Origin of the sequence: Streptomyces sp. NPDC018029 (genome assembly GCF_044327655.1) — a bacterium.
In the GTDB taxonomy this organism is placed as follows: domain Bacteria; phylum Actinomycetota; class Actinomycetes; order Streptomycetales; family Streptomycetaceae; genus Streptomyces.
On sequence record NZ_JBIRFV010000002.1, the window covers coordinates 568,885 to 592,742 of the forward strand.

A 23,858-nucleotide genomic window follows, 5' to 3' on the forward strand; every position below is an offset into this window, starting at 1 on the left:
TGCGAGTACCTGGATACGCCGGAAGTAAACCCACGCGATCAGGCGAACATCCACCGGCCGGCCGACGCTCCGGACTCTGCCGCGGTCAGGCGGACTCCGCCGCGCGGTCACCCGTCGTGCCGGGCCTCGGCGCCGTGCACTCCACCGACCTGTTGAACCCGCTCAATCCCTCGACCAGGGCGGAGCGTTCCGCAGGCCGCATCTCCGAGATGGCTTCGAGCAGCGCACTCTCCCGGCGGGCCCGCAGTTCGTTGAGGTAATTTTCTCCCCGGCTCGACAAGCGGAGTTCGAGCTCTCGGCGACTGGCTGAACTGAGGGACCGCTCGATGAAACCCAGGGCATGGAGGCGGTCACACATACGACTCACCGAAGACGGCGCCGACCCCAGGTACTCACCGAGAGTGCGGAGGTTGATCCCCTGCGCACCGTCCAGGGCGTAGAGCACTCGCAATTGCGACGACGACACCGGTGCCGTCGTGGTGATGTCCCTGCCCCTGCTCCACAGCACCTCGAGCAGTTCGATGACTTCCCGAGCAGCATGCGCGGCCGCATGCCGGCTGCCTCCGGCGGAAGTTTCGGAATCCATGCCCTCAACTGTGACACTTCGCAATGATCCTGTCAGTCGCTGGGACATGGCAGGCCGACAGCTCCTTCACAAGCTCTTCCCGTATCAGGAATGACCGAACAGGAACAGGTGGTACCCGACAAGTGGACAGACACACGGCCGTGGAACGTGCGCTGCGCAGATCCGCACCGCACGCTCTCATCGAAGCAGTGCGGGACGCGCTCGCCGTTCACTACGCAGCCGACTCCGTGGAACTGCTCATGGCCGACTACGCGATGACCATACTCCAACCGGTCAACGCCCCTCCGGAGACCGCGACACCCGTGCCGGTCCACACCGGTGCGCCCGGCCGCGCGTTCGGCTCGCAGGAACCCCGTGTCGAGACGGACACCCACGACGGCCTGGCCACCGCCCACCTCCCCGTGACCGTACGCGGCGACCGCATCGGTGTCCTCAGCGTGCGGCTGCCCGCCGAGACCTGCGACCCCACCACCGTCCGCGAACTCGCCGAGGCCGCCGAGGCGCTGGCCCACGCGATCGTCGTGGCGGACCGCGACACCGACTTCTACCTGCGGGCCCGCCGGGCCGACCGGCTCACGCTCGCCGCCGAGATGCAGTGGCAGTTGCTGCCCGGCTGCTCCAGCTCCCGTCCCGAGTACGACATCGGCGCCCAGCTCGAACCGGCGTACGCCATCCACGGCGACAACTTCGACTGGTCGTCATCGGCCGACCAGCTCACCCTCACCGTCACCAACGGAATGGGCGAGGGCATCCAGGCCGCCCTGCTCACCAACCTCGCGGTCAACGCGCTGCGCAACGCCCGGCGCGCCGGGCTGTCCCTCGTGGACCAGGCCTGCCTGGCCGACCAGGCCGTCTACGGCCACTTCCAGGGCGCGGTTCACCTCTCCGTGCTGCTCCTGCGCTTCGATCTCACCACGGGGGACGTGGAGATCATCGACGCGGGCTCGCCGAAGATGTGGCGGATGCGGGACGGCAGGCCCGAGCCCATCGAACTGGACGCACAGCTGCCGCTCGGCATGTCCGAGGACACCCCTTACGTCACGGAGCACTTCCGGGTCCGGCCGGGCGACCGGCTCCTGTTCGTCAGTGACGGCGTCTACAACACGGCGTCGCCGACGGGAGAGCGGTACAGCGAGCGCGCGCTCACCCGGGCGATGACAAGCACCCGCCTCCTGCCGCCCTCCCAGGTCCCGCGCGCGGTGCTCAAGGAGCTCTCGGGGTACCGCGGGCCGATCGACACCGACGACGACGCGATGATCGTGTGCCTCGACTGGCGGGGCCGCGGCTGAGCGCGTCGCGCCGCAGAACAAGGGCGTTGAACCCGCCACTTTTCGGGCAAGAGTTCCTTTCGTACGGCCATGAATCGGGATGGCCGACCCGATCGAGGAGGAGGCTCATGCGGACACAGCACATACCGCTCGACACCGGACCGCCGGCAACCGCCACCTTCGACAAGAGGCCCGCCGCGGTCTCGGACGCGAGGGACCTGACCCGCGGCTACCTCGCGGGGCTCACCCCTGCCGTGGACGGCGAGAACGCCGCGAGCATCGAACTCGTCGTCTCCGAGCTCATCACCAATGTGGTGCGCCACGCCCGCGGCACGCTGTGCTCCCTGCGGCTGCACGCGCGGCCCGGTGTCATCACGGTCGCCGTCTCCGACGCCGACCCGCGGCCGCCGCGGGAGCGGGCCCCCGACTTCGACGGCGGGACCGGCGGCTTCGGCTGGCCCATGGTCCAGCAGCTGGCCAGAGCCGTCGGCGTCACGCGCGACCGGCACGGCAAGACGGTCCGGGCGGAGCTGGCGCGCTAGCACCCCCGGCGTCCGGCCGCGCACCCCGCGCGGTGATACTTCGATCATGGATTGGGTGCTGCGCTCCGCACGGACGGCGGACATCGAGACCATCGCCGAGCTGCGGGCCACGGTGCTGCGACCGGACCTGGAGCGGCTCGAACGCTTCGATCCGCACCGGGCTCGGCAGCGGCTGCGGGACTCGTTCTCCGCCGCGCACACGTCGGTGATCGAGACGGCGGGCGCCTTCGCGGGCTGCGTGACGCTGAGGCCCGCCGCGGACGGGCGATGGCTCGAGCACTTCTACCTGGCGCCGCGGTGCCAGGGCAGAGGCATCGGCTCGGCCGTCCTCGGCCATCTCCTGGAACTGACCGACGCCGAGGACACGACGGTCCGCCTCGACGTGCTGCGGGGCAGCCCCGCGCGGCGGCTGTACGAGCGGCACGGGTTCACCGTCGAGGACGAGGATCCAATTGACGTGTTCATGGTGCGGCATCCAGGGGGGCGGCGGGCCTCGGCCGACGCCTGTGGCGCCCGGTAGCCTCGCGATCATGTTCATTCTCGAATTGACCTACACCGCGCCGGTCTCCGCCGTCGACGAGCAGCTTGCCGCCCATGTCGAGTGGCTCGACAGGCAGTACGAGGCCGGGGTCTTCATCGCCTCCGGCCGCAAGAACCCGCGCGACGGCGGCGTGATCATCGCCGTCGCCGACGACCGCGCGCGGATCGAGGAGCTCGTCGCCGAGGACCCGTTCACGACGGCCGGGGTGTGCGAGTACCGGATCACCGAGTTCTTCGCGACGAAGACGGCCCCGGCCCTCGCCCCGTACCGCGAGCAGCTGCCCGCCTAGGCGCCGCTCTCGCTAATGCCCCCGCAGCCGGGCGATGCGGCCCTTCTCCCCCGCGGCCCAGCAGCCCCGGTCCCGGGCGCAGTCGACGGTGTCGTACGACCCCGTGTCGACCGTCCGCCAGCTCCGGCCGCCGTCCGTCGTGACGTCGGTGCCCGTCGGGCCGACGGCGAGGGCCGTGGAGCGGCTGTGCGGGAACCAGGTGACGCCCGAGCGGTAGGCGGGCGGCGGGCGGTCCGCCGGGCCCCAGTGGCGGCCGCCGTCCCGGGTGACCGCGGCCGCCTTCGGCGAGGCCTGGCCGGCGCGGTAGTCGCCGCCGACCGCGATGCCGTGCGTACGGTCGCGGAAGGCGAGGCCGAAGACGCCGCGGGCCGGGTCGCCCGCGGGGACCGGCGCGTCGGTGGCCGTCCAGGTCTGCCCGCGGTCGGCGGAGTGCAGGACACGCGCGCGTGCCGCTCCCCCGGTGGCCAGCCACACGTCTCGCGGCCCGGAGCTCACCAGGCACTGGCCGCTCGCGGCAAATCCCGCCTCGCCCTCCTGGGCGGCGGGCATCCCCGCGCTCGGCAGGACCCGCCAGGAGCGGCCGCCGTCGGCGGTGGACAGGATGCGGAATCTGCCGTCGACCGGGTCGCTCACCGCCAGTCCGTGGCGGCGGTCGAAGAAGGTCATGCAGTCGTAGAAGGCTCTGGCGTCGGTGTTGCGGAAGGACTCCGTCCAGGTGGCGCCGCCGTCCTCGGTGCGCAGCACCCGGGACGCCTCGCCCTCGCCGATGGCGAGCACCACCGCGCGGCGGCCGTCGAAGGCCTCGATGTCCCGGAACTCCAGATCGGCGGCGCCGGGCGGGGAGACTTCACGCCAGCTCTCGCCGCCGTCGGATGTACGCAGCACGGTTCCCCCGGTGCCGGCCGCCCAGGCCGTGTCACGGCTGACGGCGGCGAGACCGCGGAAGCGGGCGTCGGTGCCGCTGTCCGTGAGCTGCCAGCGCGGATCCCGGTCCGGGCGGTGCGTCCGCGTGTCCGCCCCGGCGGCGCCGGGCGCCGCGAGGACGCTGCCGGCGAGTGCCGCCCCGCACAGTCCCGCGAGTACCGTCCGCCTCATCGCCTTCGACTTCCCCATGCCCCTCATGGCGGGCGAAGCTAGCCGACGCGCCGGGGCTCGTCCAGATGGCCGGAAGGCCTGCCCCATGAGGTGATCGCCGGGAACCGCGGGCGCCGCCACGGTGTCGCGGTGACAGAGGTCACTCGGTCTCGCGCACTCTTCGTGTGCACGGATCTCGTCATTCCGTCGTCTAGTCAAGTGCCGACCCCAGTCGTCCAGCAGTCAGTGAGGGAGCAGGCGTTGTCCACCGTCATCGAGCAAGCCGTAGAGGCCCGCCTCGTCGCCGCCGCGCCGCGGATGCCGAGCATTCCCGCAACGCTCCACTACGACCGGCGGGATCCCTTCGCCGTACGGATGAGCTTCCCCGCCCCCGCGACCCTCGAGGGCGTCGAGGTGTACTGGACCTTCGCCCGCGAGCTGCTCGTCCAGGGCGTCGAGCGCGCGGTCGGCGACGGCGACGTGCGCGTGCGGCCGTACGGCTTCGACCGCACCGTCGTGGAGTTCCACGCCCCCGAGGGCACCGCGATCGTCCACATCCGCACCGGGGAGCTCCGCGGCTTCCTGCGCCGCACGACGGCGCTGGTGCCGGTCGGCCAGGAGCACCGCCACGTCGACCTGGACCAGGACCTGGCCGAGCTGATGCGGGACGCCCTCTGAGGCGGCCCGCCGGGGTCCCGGTACAGCCGATAAAGCATTGACAGGCTCCACGGAGCCCCCTACGGTGTACAGCGGTTCTGTTGCCGTCGATAGGAGTAGGACGTTGCTCGTCTGAGGTCATGAGACACCGCGTCACGCAGCCTTCGCTGCCGTGCACGCCGTGTGCGACCTCGGCATCACGAGCCGTCCCGTCCCCCCGGCACAGGCCTTTTCTCTTTCCCGGCCTCGTCCTCGCCGCGGTGTCTCGAACGCGTTGCCCCTGACCGCGCTTCACACCACGCAACCGCGAGGCCCGTATGTCTTCTTCCCCCACCTCCATCACCTGTACGTCGCTCTCCTTCGCCTGGGCCGACGGAACCGACGTCTTCGACGACCTCCAGGTGACCTTCGGTCCCGGCAGAACCGGACTCATCGGCGTCAACGGCTCGGGGAAATCAACCCTGTTGAAGCTGATCGCCGGTGAACTGACGCCCACCGACGGCGCCGTGCGCGTCGCGGGCGAGGTCGGCTACCTGCCGCAGAACGTCACCCTCGACACCGGCCTGCGCGTCGACGAGGTGCTCGGCATCGCCGCGACCCGCGCCGCGCTGCACGCCATCGAGGCCGGTGACGTGCGCGAGGAGCACTTCACCACGGTCGGCGACGACTGGGACGTCGAGGAGCGCGCCGTCGCCACCCTCGCCGAGCTCGGACTCGGCCACATCGGTCTTGACCGCACCACGGGCGAGGTGTCCGGCGGCGAGTCGGTGCTGCTGCGCCTGGCGGCACTGCTCCTGCGCCGCCCCGACGTGCTGCTCCTCGACGAACCGACCAACAACCTGGACCTGTACGCCCGTCGGCGCCTGTACGCGGCCGTCGAGGCGTGGTCCGGTGTCCTGGTCGTGGTCAGCCACGACCGTGAACTCCTCGACCTCGTCGACCAGATCGCCGATCTGCGGGACGGGGAGGTCAGTTGGTACGGGGGCAACTTCACCGCGTACGAGGAGGCCCTTGCCGTGGAGCAGGAGGCGGCGGAGCGCATGGTGCGCGTCGCCGAGACCGATCTGCGCAAGCAGAAGCGCGATCTGGCCGACGCCCAGGTCAAGTTGGCCCGCCGCAAGCGGTACGGCCAGAAGATCCAGGACAGCAGGAGCCAGCCGAAGATCCTGATGGGCGCGCGCAAGCGGGCCGCGCAGGAGTCGGCCGGCAAGCACCGCATCATGCACCAGGAGAAGCTCGCCGAGGCCAAGGAGCGCCTGGACGACGCCGTCGAGGCGGTGCGCGAGGACGACGAGATCCGCGTCGACCTGCCGCACACCCTGGTGCACCCCGGGCGCACCGTGCTCACCCTCAGCGGTCTCGAACTGCGCTACGGAGCGCGCGTGAAGGGCGAGTTCGAGCTGCGCGGGCCCGAGCGGATCGCGCTGATCGGCCGTAACGGCGCCGGCAAGACCACGCTCCTGCGCACCGTCGCCGGAGAGCTGGATGCGGTCTCCGGCGAGGCGCGGACGCACGTACCGACGCGGTTCCTGCCGCAGCGCCTCGACGTGCTCGACGGCGACCTGACCGTCGCCGAGAACGTGGCGGCGTACGCTCCCGACGCGACCAAGAACCGCGTCAGGGCACGGCTTGCCCGGTTCCTGTTCAAGGGCGCCAAGGCCGACCAGCAGGCGGCCACCCTGTCGGGCGGCGAGCGGTTCCGCGCGGCGCTCGCGGCACTGCTGCTCGCGGAGCCCGCGCCGCAGCTGCTCATGCTCGACGAGCCGACGAACAACCTCGACATGGCGAGCGTGAAGCAGCTCTCGACGGCCCTGGAGTCGTACGAGGGCGCGCTGATCGTCGCCAGTCACGACCTGCCGTTCCTGGAGTCCATCGGCATCACGCGGTGGCTGCTCCTGGACGGAGAACTCAAGGAGATCACCCAGGAAAAGAGGACAGAAGCTGTCGGGTATTACTCGTAGCTTCGGACGCATGCACCAGGAAACGCACATCGTCATCGACGGAGCCCGTGAGAACAACCTCAGGGAAGTGAACCTGCGCATCCCGAAGGGCCGGCTCACGGTCTTCACCGGGGTGTCCGGGTCCGGGAAGTCGTCGGTCGTCTTCGACACGATCGCGGTGGAGTCCCAGCGCCAGCTGAACGAGACCTTCACCTGGTTCGTCCGCAACCGGCTGCCGAAGTACGAGCGGCCGCACGCGGACGCCATCGAGGGGCTCTCCCCCGCGATCGTCGTCGACCAGAAGCCGATCGGCGGCCACTCCCGCTCCACCGTGGGCACGATGACGGACATCTACTCCGTGATCCGCGTGCTGTTCTCCCGGCACGGCACACCGAGCGCGGGCCCGGCCACGGCGTACTCGTTCAACGACCCGGCGGGCATGTGTCCCGCGTGCGACGGGCTCGGCCGCACCGTGCGGCCCGACTACGACCGCATCCTGGACCCCACCAGGTCCCTGGCGGACGGCGCGATCCTCTTCCCGCCGTTCGCCGCGGGGACCTGGCAGGGCCAGACGTACACCAACACCACCGACCTGGACACGCACAAGCCGGTCGGCGAGTTCACCGCCGCCGAGCGGCAGTTCCTGCTGCGCGGCGGCGGGGGGAAGAGGAAGGTCAGCGTCGACAACACGGGCGGCGCGCGGGACATCGACTACGAAGGGCTCGCCGACCGCTTCGAGCGGCTGTACCTCAACCGCGACCTGTCCGCGCTCGCCCAGAAGACCCGCGACATGGTGCAGGGCTTCCTGATCGAAGGCGCCTGCCCGGCCTGCCGCGGGGCCCGACTCAACCCGGCGGCGCTCGCCACCCGCGTCAACGGCCTGGGCATCGCCGACTGCACCCGCATGGAAGTCACCGATCTGATCGGGGAGTTGGCCGGGATCGACGACGCGGTGGCGGGACCGATCGCCCGCGCCGCCGTGGCGGCCCTGGAGCGCATCGAGGCGATCGGCCTCGGCTATCTCAGTCTGGACCGGGAGACGTCCACGCTCTCCGGCGGCGAGGGGCAGCGCCTGAAGATGGTGCGCCACCTCGGCTCCAGCCTCACCGGCATGACGTACATCTTCGACGAGCCGAGCGTCGGGCTGCACCCGCGCGACGTGGGACGCCTCAACGACCTCCTCCGCCGGCTGCGCGACAAGGGCAACACCGTCCTGGTCGTCGAGCACGACCCGGACGTGATCGCGGTCGCCGACCACGTCGTCGACATGGGCCCGGCGGCTGGCACCGGCGGTGGCCTGGTCGTCTTCGAGGGCACGCCGGACGAGCTGCGCCGGGCCGACACCCTCACCGGCCGCCACCTGCGGCGCGCCACCGGCGTCAAGGAGCACCCGCGCGAGGCCGTCGGCGGCCACTGGGTCAAGGGCGCGGATCTGCACAACCTCAAGGACGTGAGCGTGCGGGTGCCGACCGGGGTGCTCACGGTGGTCACCGGTGTCGCCGGGTCCGGCAAGAGCACGCTGGTGTCGAAGGCGTTCGTCGAGGCGCATCCGGACGCGGTGGTCGTGGACCAGTCGTCCATCGGCATCTCCGGCCGCTCGACCCCGGCGACGTATCTCGGGATCATGGACACGGTGCGCAAGCTGTTCTCGCGCGAGACGGGCGCGAAGGCGAGCCTGTTCAGCTTCAACTCCCATGGGGCGTGCGAGCGTTGCCAGGGGCGCGGGATCATCTACAGCGATCTGGCGTTCATGGACCCGGTGACCACGACGTGCGAGGCGTGCGAGGGGCGGCGCTTCAAGGACGAGGTGCTGCGGCTGACCGTGGGCGGGCGTTCCGTCGTGGACGTACTGGACATGACGGCCGGTCAGGCGCTGGAGTTCTTCGAGCGCTTCGACGACACGTCGGTACGCCGCCGGCTGCGGGCGCTGCGGGACGTGGGCCTCACCTACCTCACGCTCGGCCAGCCGCTGAGCACGCTCTCCGGCGGCGAGCGCCAACGCATCAAGCTGGCCACGCAGTTGCACCGCACGGGCACCACCTACGTCCTGGACGAGCCGACCACCGGTCTGCACATGGCGGACGTCGACGGGCTGCTCGCGCTGCTCGACCGGCTGGTCGACGCTGGGAACACCGTCCTCGTCGTCGAGCACAACCTCGACGTCGTCAAGCACGCGGACTGGGTGATCGACCTGGGTCCCGACGGCGGCAAGCACGGCGGACGGATCGTCTTCGAGGGGACGCCCGCGCAGCTGCTGCGGGCCGAGGGTTCGTACACGGCGGAGCATCTGCGACGCGCTCTGGGCGAGGGCGGGGCCCGCGCTGCATGATGTGCGGCACCGTGCCGCCGGCGTGAGGAGAGCAAGCCGTGTCCAGCAAGAAGGCCCTGATCCGCCGCCCGGGACCCCGCCTCGCCGACGGCCTGGTCACCCACCTGCGGCGCACACCGGTCGACACGTGGCTCGCGGCGCGGCAGTGGGAGGCGTACGCGGCGGCGCTGGTCGGACACGGCTGGGAGACCTTCGAGGTGGAGCCGGCCGACGACTGCCCGGACGCGGTGTTCGTGGAGGACGCGGTGGTGGCCTTCCGGAACGTGGCCCTCATCGCGCGGTCGGGTGCCGCGTCCCGGCGGGGCGAGACACCGGGCGTCGAGGAGGCGGTGGGCGGGCTCGGCTGTTCGGTGAACCGGGTGCGGGAGCCGGGCACGCTCGACGGCGGCGACGTCCTCAAGATCGACGACACGATGTACGTGGGCAGGGGCGGGCGGACGAACGCGGACGGGGTGCGGCAGCTGCGGGAAGTCTTCGAACCGCTCGGGGCGCGGGTCGTCGCCGTCCCCGTGACCAAGGTCCTGCATCTGAAGTCCGCGGTGACGGCGCTGCCCGACGGCACGGTCATCGGGTACGAGCCGCTGGTCGACGCCGCCGCGCTCTTCCCGCGCTTCCTGCCCGTGCCGGAGGAGGCGGGCGCGCACGTGGTGCTCCTCGGTGGCGCGAAGCTGCTCATGTCGGCGAGCGCGCCGAAGAGCGCGGAGCTCTTCGCCGATCTCGGATTTGATCCGGTTCTCGTGGATATCCGGGAGTTCGAGAAGCTCGAAGGCTGTGTGACGTGCCTCTCAGTTCGCCTGCGCGATCTGTACGCCTGACCAGTGCTGGGGCCTTTGTTGCGGCAGGGGCGGGTGCGGTCCGGGCTCACAGCCTCTTTACGGCGGGTTTAACCTACGGCAACGTAACCTACGAGACCGTAGGTAGCGCACCGCTCGCGCTGCCTGCCCGCACCGCCTGTAAGTAGCCCCGTCCCCCCTCTGGAGCCCCCGTGACGATCACCTCTCCCCACCTCGGCAGCACGGACAGCTGGACCGATGCCCGTCTGCTCTACGCGCTGGAGGAAGTGGTCGAGCAGGAACTCAACCGCCACCTCAAGGTGGCCAAGGACTGGATGCCCCACGAGTACGTCCCGTTCTCCGACGCCCGCAACTTCCCCGGCTTCTTCGAGGACGGCGAGGCGTGGGAGAAGGGCCAGTCCCCGGTCACCGACATCGGGCGCATCGCCCTGGTGGTCAACCTGCTCACCGAGGACAACCTCCCCAGCTACCACCACGAGATCGCCTCCCTCTTCGGCCGCGACGGCGCCTGGGGCACCTGGGTGCACCGCTGGACGGCGGAGGAGGGCCGGCACGGCATCGTGATGCGCGACTACCTCCTCGCCTCGCGCGCCGTCGACCCGGACCAGCTCGAGCGGTTCCGGATGGTGCACATGAGCGAGGGCTTCGAGTCGGACAACCGCCACTCGATGCTGCACTCAGTCGCGTACGTCGCCTTCCAGGAGCTGGCCACCCGCATCTCGCACCGGAACACCGGCCACCAGTCGGGCGACCCGGTCTGCGACCGCATGCTGGCGCGCATCGCCACCGACGAGAACCTCCACATGGTCTTCTACCGGAACCTCCTGAAGGCCGCCTTCGAGCTCGCCCCCGACCTCACCATGCAGGCCGTCCGTGATGTGGTGGTCAACTTCCGGATGCCCGGTCACGGCATGCCCGGCTTCGAGCGGGCCGCCGCGCAGATGGCCATCGGCGAGGTCTACAACCTGCGCATCCACCACGACGACGTGATCCAGCCCGTGCTGCGCTTCCTGAAGGTCCTGGAGATCGACGGCCTCGGCCCCGAGGGGCTGCAGGCACAGGAGGAGCTCGGCCTCTACATGAACGGCCTCGACGCCGAGGCGTCGAAGTTCGACGAGAAGCTGGCCGCGCGCAAGGCGCGGATGGCGGCGCGGGGGGCCTGACCCCGGCCGAAGGCCCGAGGGGGCGGGGCGGCTGGATTCGAACCAGCGTGTTCCGGTTTTGGAGACCGGCGCGACTGCCTCTGCGCTACGACCCCGCCCTTGCGGAAGATCGTACGCCTCGCCCGCCCGGGGTCACGGCCCCCGATCCCGCCCCGGGTCAGCGGTGGACGCTGCGGACCGCCGCGACGTCCGGCGCGACCCGGGGCGCCGGGATGTCCGCGCTCAACGCCGCGAGACGGCGCTTGACGCTCGCCGCGATGCCCCGGCCGAGCACGAACCGCGTCGGGGTGCGCGCCAGTTCGGCGGTGTCGAGGAGCCGGTGGGCCTCCCGGCTGCGCATGCCGGTGTGGGTGAGCACCAGGTGGGCCAAGCGGTGCTCGCCCGCCGCGAGCGAGGCCGCGACGGCTTCGGACGCCTCGTCGTCCAAGTGATTGTCGGCCGCGCCGAGCACCCCGGCGGCCCGCACCCGGCCCAGATCGAGCAGCTCCACCCCGGCGGACACCGACGCGGCGACCAGCCCGGCCGCCGCACGCGGTCCGATGCCGTTGCCGGCGACGGACAGCCGGTCGAGCCCGCCGTGCGGGGCGCGCTCCAGCGCGGCGGCAAGCAGCAGTGCTCCCTCGTCGCCCAACCTCGCCGCCGACACGTACAGCTCACGTACCGCGCCGTGGGCGATCAGCTCCGCAAGCGGTGCCGCGCCGTCCCGCCCCAGCGGGTTTCCGCCCAGGAAGAGCCGCTCGACGTGCCGCCCGGTGCCGGCGGCTGCGAGGAGCGCGTCGGCGAGGACGGCGAGTCCGGCCGCGTCGAGGCCGGTCTGGACGAGATCGAGGGTGCGCAACGACCGTACGGACGCGATCAGTTCGGCCGCCGCGCGGCCGCCCTGCGGACCCAGCGGGTTGCGCTTGAGCCAGACGCCGGTCACGACCTGCGGCGAGGCGCGCAGCTGGTCCGCGATACGGCAGGCGCCGCCCGCCGTGATGCCGTTGCAGCCGAGGTAGAGGGTCTCGATGCCGCTCTCGCCGACGCTGCCCGTCACCTCCGAGGCTCCCGTGTCGCCGAGGCCGTCCGTGCCGAGCAGCAGGTGGCGTACGGGCGAGGCGCCCCCGGTGTCGCGCAGCGCCTCGGCGACGAGGGCCGCGCCCCGTGCGCCGATCGCCTGCTTGCACAGGTCGAGCCGCCCGTCGGGCAGCGCCGTACCCGCCGTGAAGTCGAGGCGTTCGGCCGCCGGGTTCCCTGACCTCAACCAGTCGAGCAGGGGTGCCAGTTCGCCCACCGGCCGGGGCACGACGTGCGGCACTCCGGCTGGCAGGCCGTACTCGCTCATGGCTGTACTGCCTCGGTCACCACTGCGCCTCGCGGTAGTCCTTGAGGAACACGCCCGAGACGGGCGCGCCCGCCTCCCCGCGCACGATCGGGTCGTAGATCCGGGCGGCGCCGTCCACGACGTCGAGCGGCGTGCGAAAGCCCGCGCCCGCGATGCGGTCCTTCTTCGGCGCGGGGTTCTCGTCGGTGATCCAGCCGGTGTCGACGGCACACATGTGCACGCCCTGCTCGGCGAGTTCGGCGGCGCTGGTGCGGGTGAGCATGTTCAGGGCGGCCTTCGCCATGTTCGTGTGGGGGTGCCCGGCCGTCTTGTTGCGCACGGCGAAGCGGCCCTCGACCGCTGTCACGTTCACGATGTACGTGCGGGGGCGCGGCGACGCGAGCAGCAGGGGCAGCAGCCGGTCGCAGAGCAGGGCCGGGGCGAGCGCGTTGACCAGCTGGGTCTCCAGGACTTCGGCGGGGTCGAGGCCGCCGAGCCGGGCGGACCAGGAGTTCTCAGGGGCGGGGTCGGGGAGCAGCCCGGCCTCGTCGGCGTCGCGCAGGACGAGCGCGAGGGCACCCTGTCCGGCGGCGCCCGCCACCGCCCGCATCGGCTGGAATCCCGGCGCTCTCCGGGCGAGCGCGGGCAGTTCGGCCCTCTCCCCCGCCGCGAGAGCCGCGTAGGACTCGGGGGGCCGCCGGACCGTCTGCGCCGCGTTGTTGACGAGGATGTCGAGGGGATCGCCCGTCTGCCGCAACTCCTCGCACAGGCCGAGCACTTGGCGTGGGTCGCGCAGGTCGACGGCGAGCACGGTGAGGCGGTCGAGCCAGGCCGCGCTGCCCGGTGCCGCACGGAAGCGCCGCACGGTGTCGTGCGGGAAGCGGCTGGTGACGAGGAGTTCGGCGCCGTCCCGCAGCATCATCAGGGCCAGCTGGAAGCCGATCTTCACCCGGCCGCCCGTGAGCAGGACGCGCCGCCCGCGAAGGTCCGTGGTGAGCCGGCGCCGGGCGCGGTTGTCGGCCGCGCAGTCCGGACAGAGCCGGTGGTAGAAGGAGTCGACCTGTCGATACACCGTCTTGCAGACATAGCAGGGGCGTGGGCGCCGGAAGACGCCGCCCGTGCCGGGGGCGGACAGGGGCGCGTCCTCGCGGCGGTCGTCCGCGCCGGTCGCGGTGGCGGCCATGGCGGCCGCGTCGGCTGCGGACAGCTCGGCGCCGCGCGCCTTGCGTCTGCGCAGCCGTCCGTCGCGGGCGAAGGAGGCGGCGACCTGCTCGGCGCGCAACCGCGCCGGGTCGTCGACGGGCAGCTCCCGGAGTCTGCCGACCAGGTCGTGGAAGGCCGCGAGGTCCGCCTCGCCGACCCCGCCGCTCTCACCCATGTGTTCCCGCCCCGTGTGTTCCGTGCTCGTGGTCCCGGCCGGATTCGAACCGGCGTACCCGCCATGCCATGGCGGTGAGTCTGCCTCTGCTCTACAGGACCTCCCGCCGCACGCCCGGCGTGCGGCCCCCGGATCTTAACCAGGGGCGCGCGCCTGTGTCGCTTCGGTTTTCGCGGGCGGCGGCGCTCACCCGCACGGGCCCTCAGGGGGCGAAGACGGTACTGGCCAGGACCACGTGGACTGCGGTGCCGCCGAGGATGCTCAACAGCGCGTTGCGGCGCCAGAGATGGAGGCCCACGGTGACGGCGACGGCCGCGATCGGGGCCAGGGCGGACCTGCCCGCGAGGGGGAGGTCGCGCAGGCAGTAGAGGACGAGGATCACCATGACGCCCGCGGGCATGCGGGCGGCGAGGTACTGGACGGTGCCGCTCTCGCGCAGCGGGACGAGGGCGGCGAAGGGCAGGGCGCGCAGGGCCCAGGTGACGGCGGCGGTGACGAGGACCGCGGCGATGGCGTACCTGGCGTCAGGCATGGCGCGGCATCCTCCGGGTGACCAGGTGACGGGCCAGGAGCCCCACGGTGAACAGGACGAAGGCGGCCAGGAGCAGCTCGCCGGGGAAGACGAGGCGGGCGAACAGGGCGCTGAACAGGGCGAGTACGGGCGTGGGCAGATCGCCGCGCAGGTCCCGTACGGCGTCGACGGCGAGCACGGTGAACAGGGCGGTCAGCGCGAAGTCCAGGCCCCGGACGCTGTCGGGGATGAGCGAGCCGAGCAGCGCACCGGCGATCGAGCCGGCCACCCAGTACAGATGCAGGAGGAGCTGCAGCCCGAGGATGCGCCGCCCCGGCCAGGAGCGGGCCTGTTCCGCCGAGGTCAGGGCGAACGCCTCGTCGCTGAGCGCGAAGGTGCCATAAGCCTTGCCGACCCGCCCCTGGACACGGTGCAGCGGGTAGGACAGCGCGTAGAACACGTGCCGGACGTTCACCATGAAGGCGGCCCCGGCGATCGAGGCCAGTGGGGCGACGGCGGCGACCATGCCGATGAGCAGGAATTCGAACGAGCCCGCGTAGACGAGCGCGGCGGACAGGCCCGCCCACCACCAGTCGAGCCCGGAATGGGTGACGAGAGCCCCGAAGGCGAGACCGAGCGGCAGGAACGCGAGTCCCACGGATGCGGTGTCCCCGAGCGCGGTCCGCAGCCCTGACATGGGGCGCGGAGGGGGGACGGAAGCGGACACAGAAGTGTCATCGGCGACGGGTGGTGCTATTCGCATGCCGACATTTTATGAAGATCCACACCTAATTTGGTTGCGGATAGTGGCCCTATGATGAGCCCGTGAGCAATGAAATCCGCCTTGATGCCCTGGACCACGAAATTTTGTTTCACCTGCGCCAGGACGGCCGTCTCACCAACGTCGAGCTGGCCAAACGCGTGGGCCTGACCGCGCCCCCCTGTCTGCGCCGGGTCAAACGCCTGGAGGAGGCGGGCGTCATCGCCGGCTATCACGCCGTCATCGACACCGCGGCGCTCGGGCGCGGCCTCGAAGTCCTCATCGACGTGGAGGTCAGCGCCAACGACCGCGACACGTACCTGGAGTTCGAAGAGGTCGTGGCCTCCTACGAGGAGGTCATAGAGGTGCGGCGCATGTTCGGCCGCCCCGACTACTTCATCCGCGTCGCGGTCGCCGACCACGCCGCCTACGAGGCCTTCCTCACCGGCAAGCTCACCGGCCTCCCCTGCGTCCTGCGTGTCGACTCGCACCTGACGATGAAGACGGTCAAGCCGGGACCCTGACCCGGGGGGCCCGGGGGCCCTGGCCCGAGAACCGGGGGCACACGATTTACGAACGCCTCTCGCGGTGCAACGGTGGGCACCGGGGGTGGAACCCATGGCGCAGACCCATGAGTGGATGTTCTACGAGGTCATGTGGCGCAGCTGGGCGGCCAGGGGGCGGGTGCCCTGTCCCGTGCCGTGGTGGGCGCAGCAGGCCTTCCGGCGCTGGAGCGACGACTTCGACTCCGGGACGTACGAATCGAAGGAGGCCGCCCTGGCCTCCAACGCCCTGTACCGCTACTGGCACATGGTGGGCGTGAAGGACCACCGTCAGGAGTCCCTGATCGGGCAGGCCGGCGAGATCGAGCCGGTCTACGACAAGTACTGCCTGGCCTTCTTCCTGTACGACCCGGCGACGGGCGCCCTGCGCCTGCCGCAGCTGCCCGACGGCGGCACGGTGTCGCAGCGCATGGAGGCCCCGCACCTGCCGGTGGTCCTCACGGACTTCCGCACGCCGGACGGTGTCGCGTTCGTGCAGCGCACCTTCGCGACGGCCGTGGGCGCGCGGCAGCGCGACCTCGTCGTCACGCGGGTGACGGTGGGCTCCGCGACCGGGCAGCCGCGCGAGGGCTGGCTGTGCGCGGCGGTCATGCCCGCGGGCCCGAGCGGCTTCCAGCGGCACGACCGCAACGGCCGGCAGATCACCGACCGGAGGCTGACGTTCCTACGGCATCTGCCGTTGGAGAACCGGGTGGAGACGAACAGCGGCTGGGGACCGGTGTTCGACACCGCGCCCGAGCAGTACGGCGTGTACGGCAACCCCGACTTCAGCCACGACCCGGACTCGTATCTGGCGCGCAACCCGTTCCACGACCTGGTCACGGGCGGCAAGCTGAACGGTGCGGGGCAGGCGCAGGACCAGGTCGCGGGGTTGTGCAGCGCGGCGTTCGCCTGGCCGTTCCGGGTCATCGACGACGAGATGTTCGAGCTGGATGTGCGGCTGCCCGTCGACCTGTACAGCGGGGCCGACGACCTGGCCGAGATCAGGGCCACGCCGGCCGCCGAACTGGAGGAGGCCAACCGGGCCTTCTGGACGTCGAAGCTGATCGACCAGGGCCTGCAGCCGGAACTGCCGCGCCCTGTCGCGCACTTGACGGACCTCTTCCGCGAGTCGCGCTCGCAGCTGCTCATCCTCTCCGATCACGGGGAGATCCACCCGGGCCCGACGGTCTACGACTCGTTCTGGATCCGCGACTCGTCCGTCGAGGCCACCGCCTGCTCGCTGGTGGGTGACGGCGCGCTCGCCGAACACCAGCTGGGCACGCACTACCCGCTGAAGTTCAACCGCGGCACCGGCCGCATCGGGCCGTGCGCGGAGTACGGCTTCTACGGCGGGCCGCACGAGCGGGACGACCGCGAGTGGGACAGCAACGGCCAGGCGCTCTGGGCGATCGGCCGCTTCGACCGCACGAAGGGCCGCGCCGCCGCGTTCGGCGCGAAGCTCTACACGCCGTACGTCATCGACGGCGCCCGCTGGCTGCGCGACAACCGCGACCAGTACGGGCTGCTGCACAGCGGTTGGAGCGCCGAGCACCTGGGCGAGCGCGACAAGCCGCACTACTGGGACGACCTGTGGGCGCTGGCCGGTCTGTACGAGGCGGCGCGGCTCGCGGAGCGCATCGGCTCGCCCGACGTGCCCGAACTCTGGGCCGCCTTCGACGACGTGAAGCGCGCGACGGCGGCCTCGGTGCGGTGGGTCCTCGCGGAGCAGCGCGGGCGCGGGGCGTGGGAGACGTACATCCCGACCGGGCCCGGCGACGTCGGGCGGCTCGACTCGACGATGATCGGCACCGCGGCGTTCTTCCACCCGCTGCGGCTGCACATGGGCAGCAAGCTGGGCACGGACATCGACGCGGCGGCGCGCTTCACCCTCGACACGATGTACGCCCACTTCGTGTCGGGCGGCTACCGGCACGAGGCCGCGTGGAACGCCTACGGGCCCTATCTCACGACACAGTTGGCGCACGCGTACCTACTGGCGGGTGACCCCGGGCGGATGGACGAGCTGCTCGGCTGGATCGTCGGGGCGGCGTTCCCGCGGACGGAGGAGCGGGCGGTGGCGCTCGGCGCGTGGAACGAGCAGCACGCCTTCACCGTCGCGTCGGACTTCCGGGAAGTGCCGTCCCGCCCCTGGTACATGGGGGACATCCCGCACGGCTGGGCCGCCGCCGAATATCTGCTCCTGATCCGCGACATCCTGCTCTTCGAGGCGGACGAGGACCACGATCCGCATGTGTACATCGCGCCGGGCGTACGGCCCCACTGGGTGCCGGACGGCGACACGGTGGCCGTCGAGTCCGCTCCGACGCTGTTCGGCGAACCCTTCGGGTACCGGCTCACGCACGACGCGGGCAGGCGGACGGTGACGGTGGAGGTCACGGAGGCCCCGGACAGCGTGCGCTACGTCTATCCGTGCCGTTTCGGACAGGTGCGGTCGGTGTCGGCGGACGGCCGGGAGCTGCCCGTCTCCGGCGACGACGTCCGGGTCCCCGCGGGGACCCGGCGATTCGTCGTCGCGTACGCCTGATGGCCCGTGGGCCTGGGTCAGGCGCGGGATTCGCGTCTGAGGGCGTACCGCTCCTTCTCGGAGAGGCCGCCCCAGACGCCGAACCGCTCGTCGTTGGCCAGTGCGTACTCCAGGCAAGCCGTGCGCATCTCGCACATCTGGCAGATGTCCTTCGCCTCGCGCACCGAGCTCCCGGGCTCGGGGAAGAAGAAGTCGGCGCCGGTCTGGGCGCACAGGGCCTGCTCCTGCCAGGCGAGTTCCGGCTCGGCTGTCATCTCGATCTGCATGCCACCGATGCTGTCCCACCACGCGAAACAAGCAATCAACGAACGATCAACGCCCGGTTGCCCCGCGCCCCGGTGCCGGTGCCGGGGCCGGTGCCCCGCTGAGGACTGCCCGTGGAGGGGCGGGGCGAAACTGTGGGGTTCGGGGGGAGGTATGTGAGGGGGGAGACGGACGGCCGCAGCGGACAGGGGCCCTGTCGGTCGGGCAGGGTCCCTGCCCCGTGTGCTGGTGTGGCCTGCTCGCGCTATGCGCCCTGCTCCGCCGGAGGCGACGGCTGCAGTACCGCGAACCGTGCGCCCGCCGGGTCCGCCAGCTTTGCGAAGCGGCCGACGCCCTCCATCGAGACGGGCTCCATCCGCACCTCGCCGCCGCCCTGCCGGGCCTTGGCGACCGCGCCGTCGCAGTCGTCCACCTGGAAGTACGGCAGCCAATACGCCCCGTCGCCTTCGGAGGGGTCACTGGCCAGCGGGACCACGCCGCCGAACATGTCGTCCGCCGTGCCGTCCGCAGGGTGCACCATCGTGTACGTCCCGCCGGGGAAGGTGGCCTCGGTGGTCTGCCAGCCGAACACGGAGCCGTAGAACCGGAGGGCGGCGGGGACGTCCGGGGTGTAGAGCTCGGTCCAGACCAGCCCGCCCGGTTCGTTCAGGACATCAAGGCCCTTCAGCTCTCCCTGCTGCCACAAGGAGAACGGCACGCCCGCGGAGTCGGAGAGACCCGCCATGCGGCCGAGGTCGAGGATGTCCGCGGCCTCGAACAGCGTGCCGCCACCGGCCTGCTCCGCCGACTTCACCGTGGCGTCCACGTCAGGCGTCCTGAAATACAGCGTCCAGGACGGCGGCGCTTCGTCCGCCGGCATGGCCATCGCTCCCGCGGCGGTGCGGCCGCCGAGCTGATACTGGCTGTAGCCGCCCACTTCCGCCGGACCCCGCTGGAGCTCCCAGCCGAACAGCTCCCGATAGAAGGCGCTGACGCCGTCGAGGTCAGGCGCACACGAGTCCACCCAGACGGGGGCTCCCGTGAGAAAACGGTCATTGAGCATGATCGACTCCTTTGTCGCATCTCTCTTCCGCACTTCTGAGTCTGGCACCCGCCACTGACAATCCGCCTCCTCTCGGCCACGGCCGCCTCCAGGAGCCCTGACGTCGCCATTATGTGAAGGAACAACATTTTTGAGAGCGCTCTCAGTCACAACTCTTGACGCCGCATTCCCGCGTCGGGACAGTGGTGCACCACCCCCGGACCCCCCTCTCCCTCCCCCACCCCCTCCCCCCACGCAACCGCGCAGGAGACCTTCCGTGATATCGCGTCGAACGTTCCTGACCTCCGCAGCCGGCGCCGCGAGCGCCCTCACCTACCCCGCCTGGGGCAGCGCCCTCAGCCCCGGCGCCCGAGCGAGCAACACGGCCGCCGCCCCCGCCACCTGCGAACTCGCCCTGGTGAACAAGTCACTGCCGGGACAGGTCCGCGCCTACGTCACCGGGCACGAACAGGGCACCGGCCGCTGGCTGCTGCTCAAGCCGGACGGCGGCGTCTACCGCCCCGAGTCGCCCTCGGCCCCGCAGACCCCGCTGCCCGTCGACTGCGCCATCCCGCTCGGCGCCGCGGGATCGGCACCCAAGGTCCTGACGTTGCCTCAGATGTTCGGCGCGCGCGTGTACTTCGTACGCGACGACAGGCTGGACTTCTTCCTCAACCCGGGCCCCGCGCTGGTCGAACCGGCCTTCGCCACCCGCGCGGACCCCAACTACGGCCGCACGTGGTCGTTCTGCGAGTTCACCTTCAACCCCCAGCAGCTCTACGCCAACATCAGCTACGTCGACCTCGTCACCGCGCTGCCCATCGGCCTGACCCTGGAGGGCGACGCCAGGCACACCGTCGCCCCGCTGCCGGACGGAGCCGTCGGCAGGATCGCGGCGGACCTCGCGGCGCAGGCGGCGAAGGACGGGCAGCCGTGGGACAAGCTGGTCATCCGCGGCGACGACGGCGGCGTGCTGCGGGTGATCTCGCCGCAGAACCTCATGGCGCCGTACTTCGACAGGCCTGACCAGATGCCGTTCCGCGACGTGTGGAACGGCTACATCGACAAGGTGTGGGACAAGTACCGCGGCACCGACCTCAAGATCGACCTCCAGGGCGGCCGCGGCGTGTTCACCGGGCGTGTCAGCGGCGACGTACTGACGTTCAACGGCGGTCACTCCTTCACCAAGCCCACCTCGAAGGACATCTTCACCTGCAACCACGGTCCGTTCGCCAACAACCCGAACGACCCCGACGACAAGAAGGGCCTGCTCGCCCGGCTCGCGGCCGGCTTCAACCGCAGCATCATGCTCACCCACCCCCAGCAGCCGAACGGCACGAGCACAGCCGACTACTACCGGGACGCGGTGACCAACCACTGGTCACGCGTGGTGCACGCCAACTCCCCCATCGGGTACGCGTTTCCGTACGACGACGTGCGGCCCGACGGGCAGCCGGACGTGTCGGGGGCGGCGCACGACGGGAACCCGCGACGGTTCACGGTGAGCGTGGGGTCCTGAAGCGCCACCCACCCCGTCACGCGCCACCCGTCCCGTCACGCGCCACCCACCCCGCCGGACGGGCCGGCTCCGGCGGACCGGTCACGCCGAGGCCCTGCACACCAGGGACGTCGGCAGGACCACACCGGCCGGCTCGACGGGGACGGGTTCCGCCCCTCCCCTGCCGCGCAGCAGCATCCCGGCCATCAACCGGCCCATCTCCTCGATCTCCTGACGGACCGTCGTCAGCGGTGGATCGGTCTGCTCGGCCACCGGAAGCATGTCGTCGAACCCGACCACCGCCACGTCGTCCGGCACCCTCCTGCCCCGCTCGCGCAGCACGCGGAGGGCGCCGGACGCGGTCAGGTCGCTGGCGGCGAAGACGGCGTCCAGTTCCGGTACGCGGTCGAGGAGTTCACGCATCGCGCGCTCCCCGCCCGCCGGGGTGAAGTCCCCCTCGGCGATCAGCCGCGGATCGACGTCGCCCAGCACGTCGCGGTAGCCGTCGAGCCGGTCGACCGCGGACGTCTGGTCGAGTGCCCCGGTGATGTGCGCGATACGGCCGCGGCCGAGGCCGGCCAGGTGGCGCACGGCCTCGCGCGCACCGCCGCGGTTGTCGCAGTCGACGTACGCCACGCCCGGTTCGCCCGGCCCCGCCTGCGGCCACCCGGGCCGGCCGCCGAACACGGTGGGCACCCCGGCACGCCGGATGATGCCGGGCAACGGGTCGTCGAGATGCAGCGAGAAGACGAGGGCGCCGTCGACGTGACCGCCCGCGAGATAGCGGCCGACCCGCTCGTGGTCGTCCCGCCCCTCGGTGAGCAGCAGCACGAGCTGGATGTCGTTCGCCGTCAACTCCTTGCTGATGCCCCGAAGTTGCAGCGCGAAGAACGGGTCGGCGAAGACCCGTGTCTCCGGTTCGGCGATCACCACGGCAACCGCGTCGTGGCGCCGGGTGACCAGGCTGCGGGCGGCGCGGTTGGGGACGTAGCCGAGCTCGTCGACCGCGTGCCGCACCTTCTCGGCAAGTACCTCCCGCACCCCTGGGTCGCCGTTGACGACACGCGAGACGGTGGCCCTGGACACCCCGGCACGGGCTGCCACGGCCTCCAGGGTCGGGCGCGGTTCCTCGGTCACCTCGGTCACTCCTCCCTGACGATGTTCAGGAGGCATCTTCCCGTATCGGCTCCCGGGACCGCCCGGCGAGGGCGAAGTCGTCGCCGGAGACGGGCGGTTCGCGGCCTCCCCGGCAGCACTACGCGACCTTGGGGCCGCAGCGCATCCCGATGTAGACGCAGCCCGTACCGTCCGGCAGCGTGGAGAAGACGACAGGCATGTAGTCCTCGCTGAACGCCGCGCCCACCCCCGTGCCCGCGAAGACCGAGTCCGTCACCGGCACCAGATCGATCTCCAGGGGCTCGGAGAAGTCCTTCATGCCGTCGACGAACTCGTACACCGCGTGTCCCGCGCCGTCCCGCTCGGTCACGGTGATGACCACACCCTCGCGCCGGTACGTGCCGACGAGCGGCGCGAGGTCGACCGCGGGCGGCTCGGCCGGCGGGGCGAAGGGCTCGGGCATCGTCACTCCGGCCAGCTCGGCGAGGAGTTCACGGAACAGCGCGCCGTACAGCTCGCGCGCGCCGCCGCCGTTGGTGAGCAGCACGACCGCGACGCCCGCCGACGGCACCACGCGCAGATAGCCGTACTGCCCGATGGAGGCGCCGTCGTGGCCGTAGCCCTGGACGCCGTCCCAGTCGTAGAGGGTCCAGCCCAGTCCCCAGCCGTCCGCGCTGACGGTCCACTTGTCCGGGGAGTCGACCACGCGCCGCCGCATCAGCGCGACGGTCTCCTCGGCGAGCACGCGCGTGCCGTCCTGCGCCACGCCGCCGTCGAGGTGCAGCTTCGCGAGCCGGGCGACGTCCCCGGCCGTGGCGATGACCCTGCCGTACGGGCCCGCGGAGCGCGGCATCAGGTCCCAGGAGGGCGCCGGGTCCGGATCCTGGCCCGCCTCGCCCAGGTGCCCCATCGCCGCGCGGAACCGCAGTGCCTCCTCGGGCAGCGTCATCGTGTGCGTGACGCCGAGCGGGGTGAGGAGCAGTTCCCTCAGCGCCTCGTCCCAGACCTTGCCGGTCACCACCTCGATGATCCGGCCGAGCACGTTGTACCCCACGCTGCTGTAGGAGAGCGCGGTGCCGGGCGGGCAGTCGAGTGCCACGTCCTTCGCGGCCTCGACGTACCGGGCGAGGCAGTCGTCACCCCGGCCGCTGTCATAGGTGAAGTCGCAGGTGAGGCCGCTGGTGTGGCTGAGCAGCCGGCGCGTGGTGATCGCCCTGGTCGCTTCGGGGTCGCCGACCGAGAACTCCGGGAGCACGTCGACGACCGGTGCGTCCAGATCGAGCTCGCCCGCTTCGGCGAGCCGCATGATCAGGGTGGCCGTGTACATCTTGGCGATCGATCCCACCTGGAAGACGGAGTCGGTCGTCGCCTCGACCCCCGTGCCGCGGTGCAGCACTCCGCCGGCCAGCTCGTGGACGGTCCCGTCGACGATGATCGCCAGCGAAGCGGCCGGGACGTGGTGCTCGGCGCGCAAGGTGTCGAGGCGGGCCTGCCAGTGGGCGAGGTCCAGCTTCCGGCCGCCCGAACTCCGGCTCCCCCACGCGCCCTCGGCGCCCCAGCTGCCCCGCTCGTCCCAGTTCACGGCGGTCTTCGGCATGGTGTCCCCCACTCGATGCGTACGGCGTTCTCCGTTGCGAACACTGTACGCACAGCGAAACGCTGTACGCAACCGCGAACGGTGTGCACTAGAGTCGGGGAGGCAGACCGCGAGGAGAACCGAGAGACGAGGGGCGC

At 71.4% G+C, this 23,858-nt stretch carries 22 protein-coding genes and 2 tRNA genes; 12 read left to right on the forward strand and 12 right to left on the reverse strand.

Annotation, left to right across the window (positions count from 1 at the left end):
- Positions 1 to 85: 85 nt before the first annotated feature.
- Positions 86 to 586: a MarR family winged helix-turn-helix transcriptional regulator gene (locus ACH4D5_RS06695; protein WP_398299296.1), complete on the reverse strand. Its 501-nt coding sequence runs from the start codon at positions 584 to 586 to the stop codon at positions 86 to 88.
- A 122-nt stretch (positions 587 to 708) separates the two neighbouring features.
- On the opposite strand from ACH4D5_RS06695, the gene ACH4D5_RS06700 reads away from it, so the two are divergent.
- The 4 genes from ACH4D5_RS06700 to ACH4D5_RS06715 all read left to right on the forward strand — a co-directional run bounded on the left by ACH4D5_RS06700 (position 709) and on the right by ACH4D5_RS06715 (position 3,226).
- Positions 709 to 1,875 (forward strand): PP2C family protein-serine/threonine phosphatase, encoded by a 1,167-nt coding sequence (locus ACH4D5_RS06700; protein WP_398299297.1) that lies wholly within the window; start codon positions 709 to 711, stop codon positions 1,873 to 1,875.
- A gap of 107 nt (positions 1,876 to 1,982) precedes the next feature.
- Positions 1,983 to 2,396 carry an ATP-binding protein gene (locus ACH4D5_RS06705; RefSeq protein ID WP_398299299.1) on the forward strand — a complete coding sequence of 138 codons (414 nt, stop codon included), beginning with the start codon at positions 1,983 to 1,985 and terminating at the stop codon, positions 2,394 to 2,396.
- Positions 2,397 to 2,442: 46 nt separating this feature from the next.
- Positions 2,443 to 2,916 carry a GNAT family N-acetyltransferase gene (locus tag ACH4D5_RS06710; RefSeq protein WP_398299301.1) on the forward strand — a complete coding sequence of 158 codons (474 nt, stop codon included), beginning with the start codon at positions 2,443 to 2,445 and terminating at the stop codon, positions 2,914 to 2,916.
- Positions 2,917 to 2,926: 10 nt separating this feature from the next.
- Positions 2,927 to 3,226 carry a YciI family protein gene (locus tag ACH4D5_RS06715; RefSeq protein WP_398299303.1) on the forward strand — a complete coding sequence of 100 codons (300 nt, stop codon included), beginning with the start codon at positions 2,927 to 2,929 and terminating at the stop codon, positions 3,224 to 3,226.
- A gap of 12 nt (positions 3,227 to 3,238) precedes the next feature.
- On the opposite strand, the gene ACH4D5_RS06720 is transcribed toward ACH4D5_RS06715, so the two are convergent.
- Complete coding sequence (locus tag ACH4D5_RS06720; protein WP_398299305.1) at positions 3,239 to 4,321, reverse strand: WD40/YVTN/BNR-like repeat-containing protein; 1,083 nt, start codon at positions 4,319 to 4,321, stop codon at positions 3,239 to 3,241.
- A gap of 240 nt (positions 4,322 to 4,561) precedes the next feature.
- On the opposite strand from ACH4D5_RS06720, the gene ACH4D5_RS06725 reads away from it, so the two are divergent.
- The 5 genes from ACH4D5_RS06725 (at position 4,562) to ACH4D5_RS06745 (ending at position 11,183) form a co-directional block, all read left to right on the forward strand.
- Positions 4,562 to 4,978 carry an SsgA family sporulation/cell division regulator gene (locus ACH4D5_RS06725; protein ID WP_398299307.1) on the forward strand — a complete coding sequence of 139 codons (417 nt, stop codon included), beginning with the start codon at positions 4,562 to 4,564 and terminating at the stop codon, positions 4,976 to 4,978.
- Between the two features lie 296 nt (positions 4,979 to 5,274).
- A complete protein-coding gene (locus ACH4D5_RS06730; RefSeq protein WP_398299309.1) occupies positions 5,275 to 6,918 on the forward strand; it encodes an ABC-F family ATP-binding cassette domain-containing protein in 1,644 nt (547 codons plus the stop codon).
- A gap of 10 nt (positions 6,919 to 6,928) precedes the next feature.
- Positions 6,929 to 9,226: an ATP-binding cassette domain-containing protein gene (locus tag ACH4D5_RS06735; protein ID WP_398299311.1), complete on the forward strand. Its 2,298-nt coding sequence runs from the start codon at positions 6,929 to 6,931 to the stop codon at positions 9,224 to 9,226.
- A 38-nt stretch (positions 9,227 to 9,264) separates the two neighbouring features.
- The gene (ddaH, locus tag ACH4D5_RS06740; protein ID WP_398299313.1) at positions 9,265 to 10,041 is read left to right on the forward strand and encodes a dimethylargininase; all 777 of its coding nucleotides are present in this window, start codon (positions 9,265 to 9,267) and stop codon (positions 10,039 to 10,041) included.
- A 170-nt stretch (positions 10,042 to 10,211) separates the two neighbouring features.
- Entirely contained in the window at positions 10,212 to 11,183 is a 972-nt protein-coding gene (locus ACH4D5_RS06745; RefSeq protein WP_398299315.1) for an acyl-ACP desaturase, read from the forward strand.
- Between the two features lie 21 nt (positions 11,184 to 11,204).
- Here ACH4D5_RS06745 and ACH4D5_RS06750 read toward each other — a convergent pair.
- The 6 genes from ACH4D5_RS06750 to ACH4D5_RS06775 all read right to left on the reverse strand — a co-directional run bounded on the left by ACH4D5_RS06750 (position 11,205) and on the right by ACH4D5_RS06775 (position 15,072).
- Positions 11,205 to 11,280 (reverse strand) — tRNA-Trp (locus tag ACH4D5_RS06750).
- 60 nt (positions 11,281 to 11,340) lie between these two features.
- Complete coding sequence (locus ACH4D5_RS06755; protein WP_398299317.1) at positions 11,341 to 12,507, reverse strand: ribonuclease inhibitor; 1,167 nt, start codon at positions 12,505 to 12,507, stop codon at positions 11,341 to 11,343.
- Between the two features lie 16 nt (positions 12,508 to 12,523).
- Positions 12,524 to 13,864: an SDR family NAD(P)-dependent oxidoreductase gene (locus tag ACH4D5_RS06760; RefSeq protein WP_398299319.1), complete on the reverse strand. Its 1,341-nt coding sequence runs from the start codon at positions 13,862 to 13,864 to the stop codon at positions 12,524 to 12,526.
- A gap of 29 nt (positions 13,865 to 13,893) precedes the next feature.
- Positions 13,894 to 13,965 (reverse strand) — tRNA-Ala (locus ACH4D5_RS06765).
- Between the two features lie 101 nt (positions 13,966 to 14,066).
- On the reverse strand, positions 14,067 to 14,396 hold the full coding sequence (locus ACH4D5_RS06770) for a branched-chain amino acid transporter permease (protein WP_398299321.1): 330 nt from the start codon (positions 14,394 to 14,396) through the stop codon (positions 14,067 to 14,069).
- Complete coding sequence (locus tag ACH4D5_RS06775) at positions 14,389 to 15,072, reverse strand: AzlC family ABC transporter permease (RefSeq protein WP_398299323.1); 684 nt, start codon at positions 15,070 to 15,072, stop codon at positions 14,389 to 14,391. Before ACH4D5_RS06775 ends, ACH4D5_RS06770 begins: the two co-directional genes overlap by 8 nt.
- A 128-nt stretch (positions 15,073 to 15,200) precedes the next feature.
- Between ACH4D5_RS06775 and ACH4D5_RS06780 the strand changes: the two genes are divergently transcribed.
- Both ACH4D5_RS06780 and ACH4D5_RS06785 read left to right on the forward strand, forming a co-directional pair.
- On the forward strand, positions 15,201 to 15,659 hold the full coding sequence (locus ACH4D5_RS06780; RefSeq protein WP_398299328.1) for an Lrp/AsnC family transcriptional regulator: 459 nt from the start codon (positions 15,201 to 15,203) through the stop codon (positions 15,657 to 15,659).
- Between the two features lie 94 nt (positions 15,660 to 15,753).
- Entirely contained in the window at positions 15,754 to 18,225 is a 2,472-nt protein-coding gene (locus ACH4D5_RS06785) for a hypothetical protein (RefSeq protein ID WP_398299330.1), read from the forward strand.
- A gap of 17 nt (positions 18,226 to 18,242) precedes the next feature.
- Here ACH4D5_RS06785 and ACH4D5_RS06790 read toward each other — a convergent pair whose 3' ends face one another.
- Both ACH4D5_RS06790 and ACH4D5_RS06795 read right to left on the reverse strand, forming a co-directional pair.
- Positions 18,243 to 18,491: a WhiB family transcriptional regulator gene (locus tag ACH4D5_RS06790; RefSeq protein ID WP_398299332.1), complete on the reverse strand. Its 249-nt coding sequence runs from the start codon at positions 18,489 to 18,491 to the stop codon at positions 18,243 to 18,245.
- A 242-nt stretch (positions 18,492 to 18,733) separates the two neighbouring features.
- Complete coding sequence (locus ACH4D5_RS06795; RefSeq protein ID WP_398299334.1) at positions 18,734 to 19,531, reverse strand: VOC family protein; 798 nt, start codon at positions 19,529 to 19,531, stop codon at positions 18,734 to 18,736.
- Positions 19,532 to 19,787: 256 nt separating this feature from the next.
- Here ACH4D5_RS06795 and ACH4D5_RS06800 point away from each other — a divergent pair, with 256 nt between their 5' ends.
- Positions 19,788 to 21,029: a glycoside hydrolase family 64 protein gene (locus tag ACH4D5_RS06800; RefSeq protein WP_398299336.1), complete on the forward strand. Its 1,242-nt coding sequence runs from the start codon at positions 19,788 to 19,790 to the stop codon at positions 21,027 to 21,029.
- A gap of 81 nt (positions 21,030 to 21,110) precedes the next feature.
- Here ACH4D5_RS06800 and ACH4D5_RS06805 read toward each other — a convergent pair whose 3' ends face one another.
- On the reverse strand, positions 21,111 to 22,145 hold the full coding sequence (locus ACH4D5_RS06805) for a LacI family DNA-binding transcriptional regulator (RefSeq protein ID WP_398299338.1): 1,035 nt from the start codon (positions 22,143 to 22,145) through the stop codon (positions 21,111 to 21,113).
- A 118-nt stretch (positions 22,146 to 22,263) separates the two neighbouring features.
- A complete protein-coding gene (locus ACH4D5_RS06810; RefSeq protein WP_398299340.1) occupies positions 22,264 to 23,721 on the reverse strand; it encodes a serine hydrolase domain-containing protein in 1,458 nt (485 codons plus the stop codon).
- Between the last annotated feature and the right edge of the window lie 137 nt (positions 23,722 to 23,858).

Bases quoted from the DNA above. Each gene is read 5' to 3' on its own strand.
- ACH4D5_RS06775 (WP_398299323.1), bottom strand. From the start codon at position 15,072: ATGTCAGGGCTGCGGACCGCGCTCGGGGACACCGCATCCGTGGGACTC.
- ACH4D5_RS06695 (WP_398299296.1), bottom strand. From the start codon at position 586: ATGGATTCCGAAACTTCCGCCGGAGGCAGCCGGCATGCGGCCGCGCAT.
- ACH4D5_RS06810 (WP_398299340.1), bottom strand. From the start codon at position 23,721: ATGCCGAAGACCGCCGTGAACTGGGACGAGCGGGGCAGCTGGGGCGCC.
- ACH4D5_RS06755 (WP_398299317.1), bottom strand. From the start codon at position 12,507: ATGAGCGAGTACGGCCTGCCAGCCGGAGTGCCGCACGTCGTGCCCCGG.
- ACH4D5_RS06735 (WP_398299311.1), top strand. From the start codon at position 6,929: ATGCACCAGGAAACGCACATCGTCATCGACGGAGCCCGTGAGAACAAC.
- ACH4D5_RS06710 (WP_398299301.1), top strand. From the start codon at position 2,443: ATGGATTGGGTGCTGCGCTCCGCACGGACGGCGGACATCGAGACCATC.
- ACH4D5_RS06720 (WP_398299305.1), bottom strand. From the start codon at position 4,321: ATGAGGCGGACGGTACTCGCGGGACTGTGCGGGGCGGCACTCGCCGGC.
- ACH4D5_RS06785 (WP_398299330.1), top strand. From the start codon at position 15,754: ATGGCGCAGACCCATGAGTGGATGTTCTACGAGGTCATGTGGCGCAGC.
- ACH4D5_RS06795 (WP_398299334.1), bottom strand. From the start codon at position 19,531: ATGCTCAATGACCGTTTTCTCACGGGAGCCCCCGTCTGGGTGGACTCG.
- ACH4D5_RS06730 (WP_398299309.1), top strand. From the start codon at position 5,275: ATGTCTTCTTCCCCCACCTCCATCACCTGTACGTCGCTCTCCTTCGCC.
- ACH4D5_RS06705 (WP_398299299.1), top strand. From the start codon at position 1,983: ATGCGGACACAGCACATACCGCTCGACACCGGACCGCCGGCAACCGCC.
- ACH4D5_RS06770 (WP_398299321.1), bottom strand. From the start codon at position 14,396: ATGCCTGACGCCAGGTACGCCATCGCCGCGGTCCTCGTCACCGCCGCC.
- ACH4D5_RS06760 (WP_398299319.1), bottom strand. From the start codon at position 13,864: ATGGGTGAGAGCGGCGGGGTCGGCGAGGCGGACCTCGCGGCCTTCCAC.
- ACH4D5_RS06790 (WP_398299332.1), bottom strand. From the start codon at position 18,491: ATGCAGATCGAGATGACAGCCGAGCCGGAACTCGCCTGGCAGGAGCAG.
- ACH4D5_RS06715 (WP_398299303.1), top strand. From the start codon at position 2,927: ATGTTCATTCTCGAATTGACCTACACCGCGCCGGTCTCCGCCGTCGAC.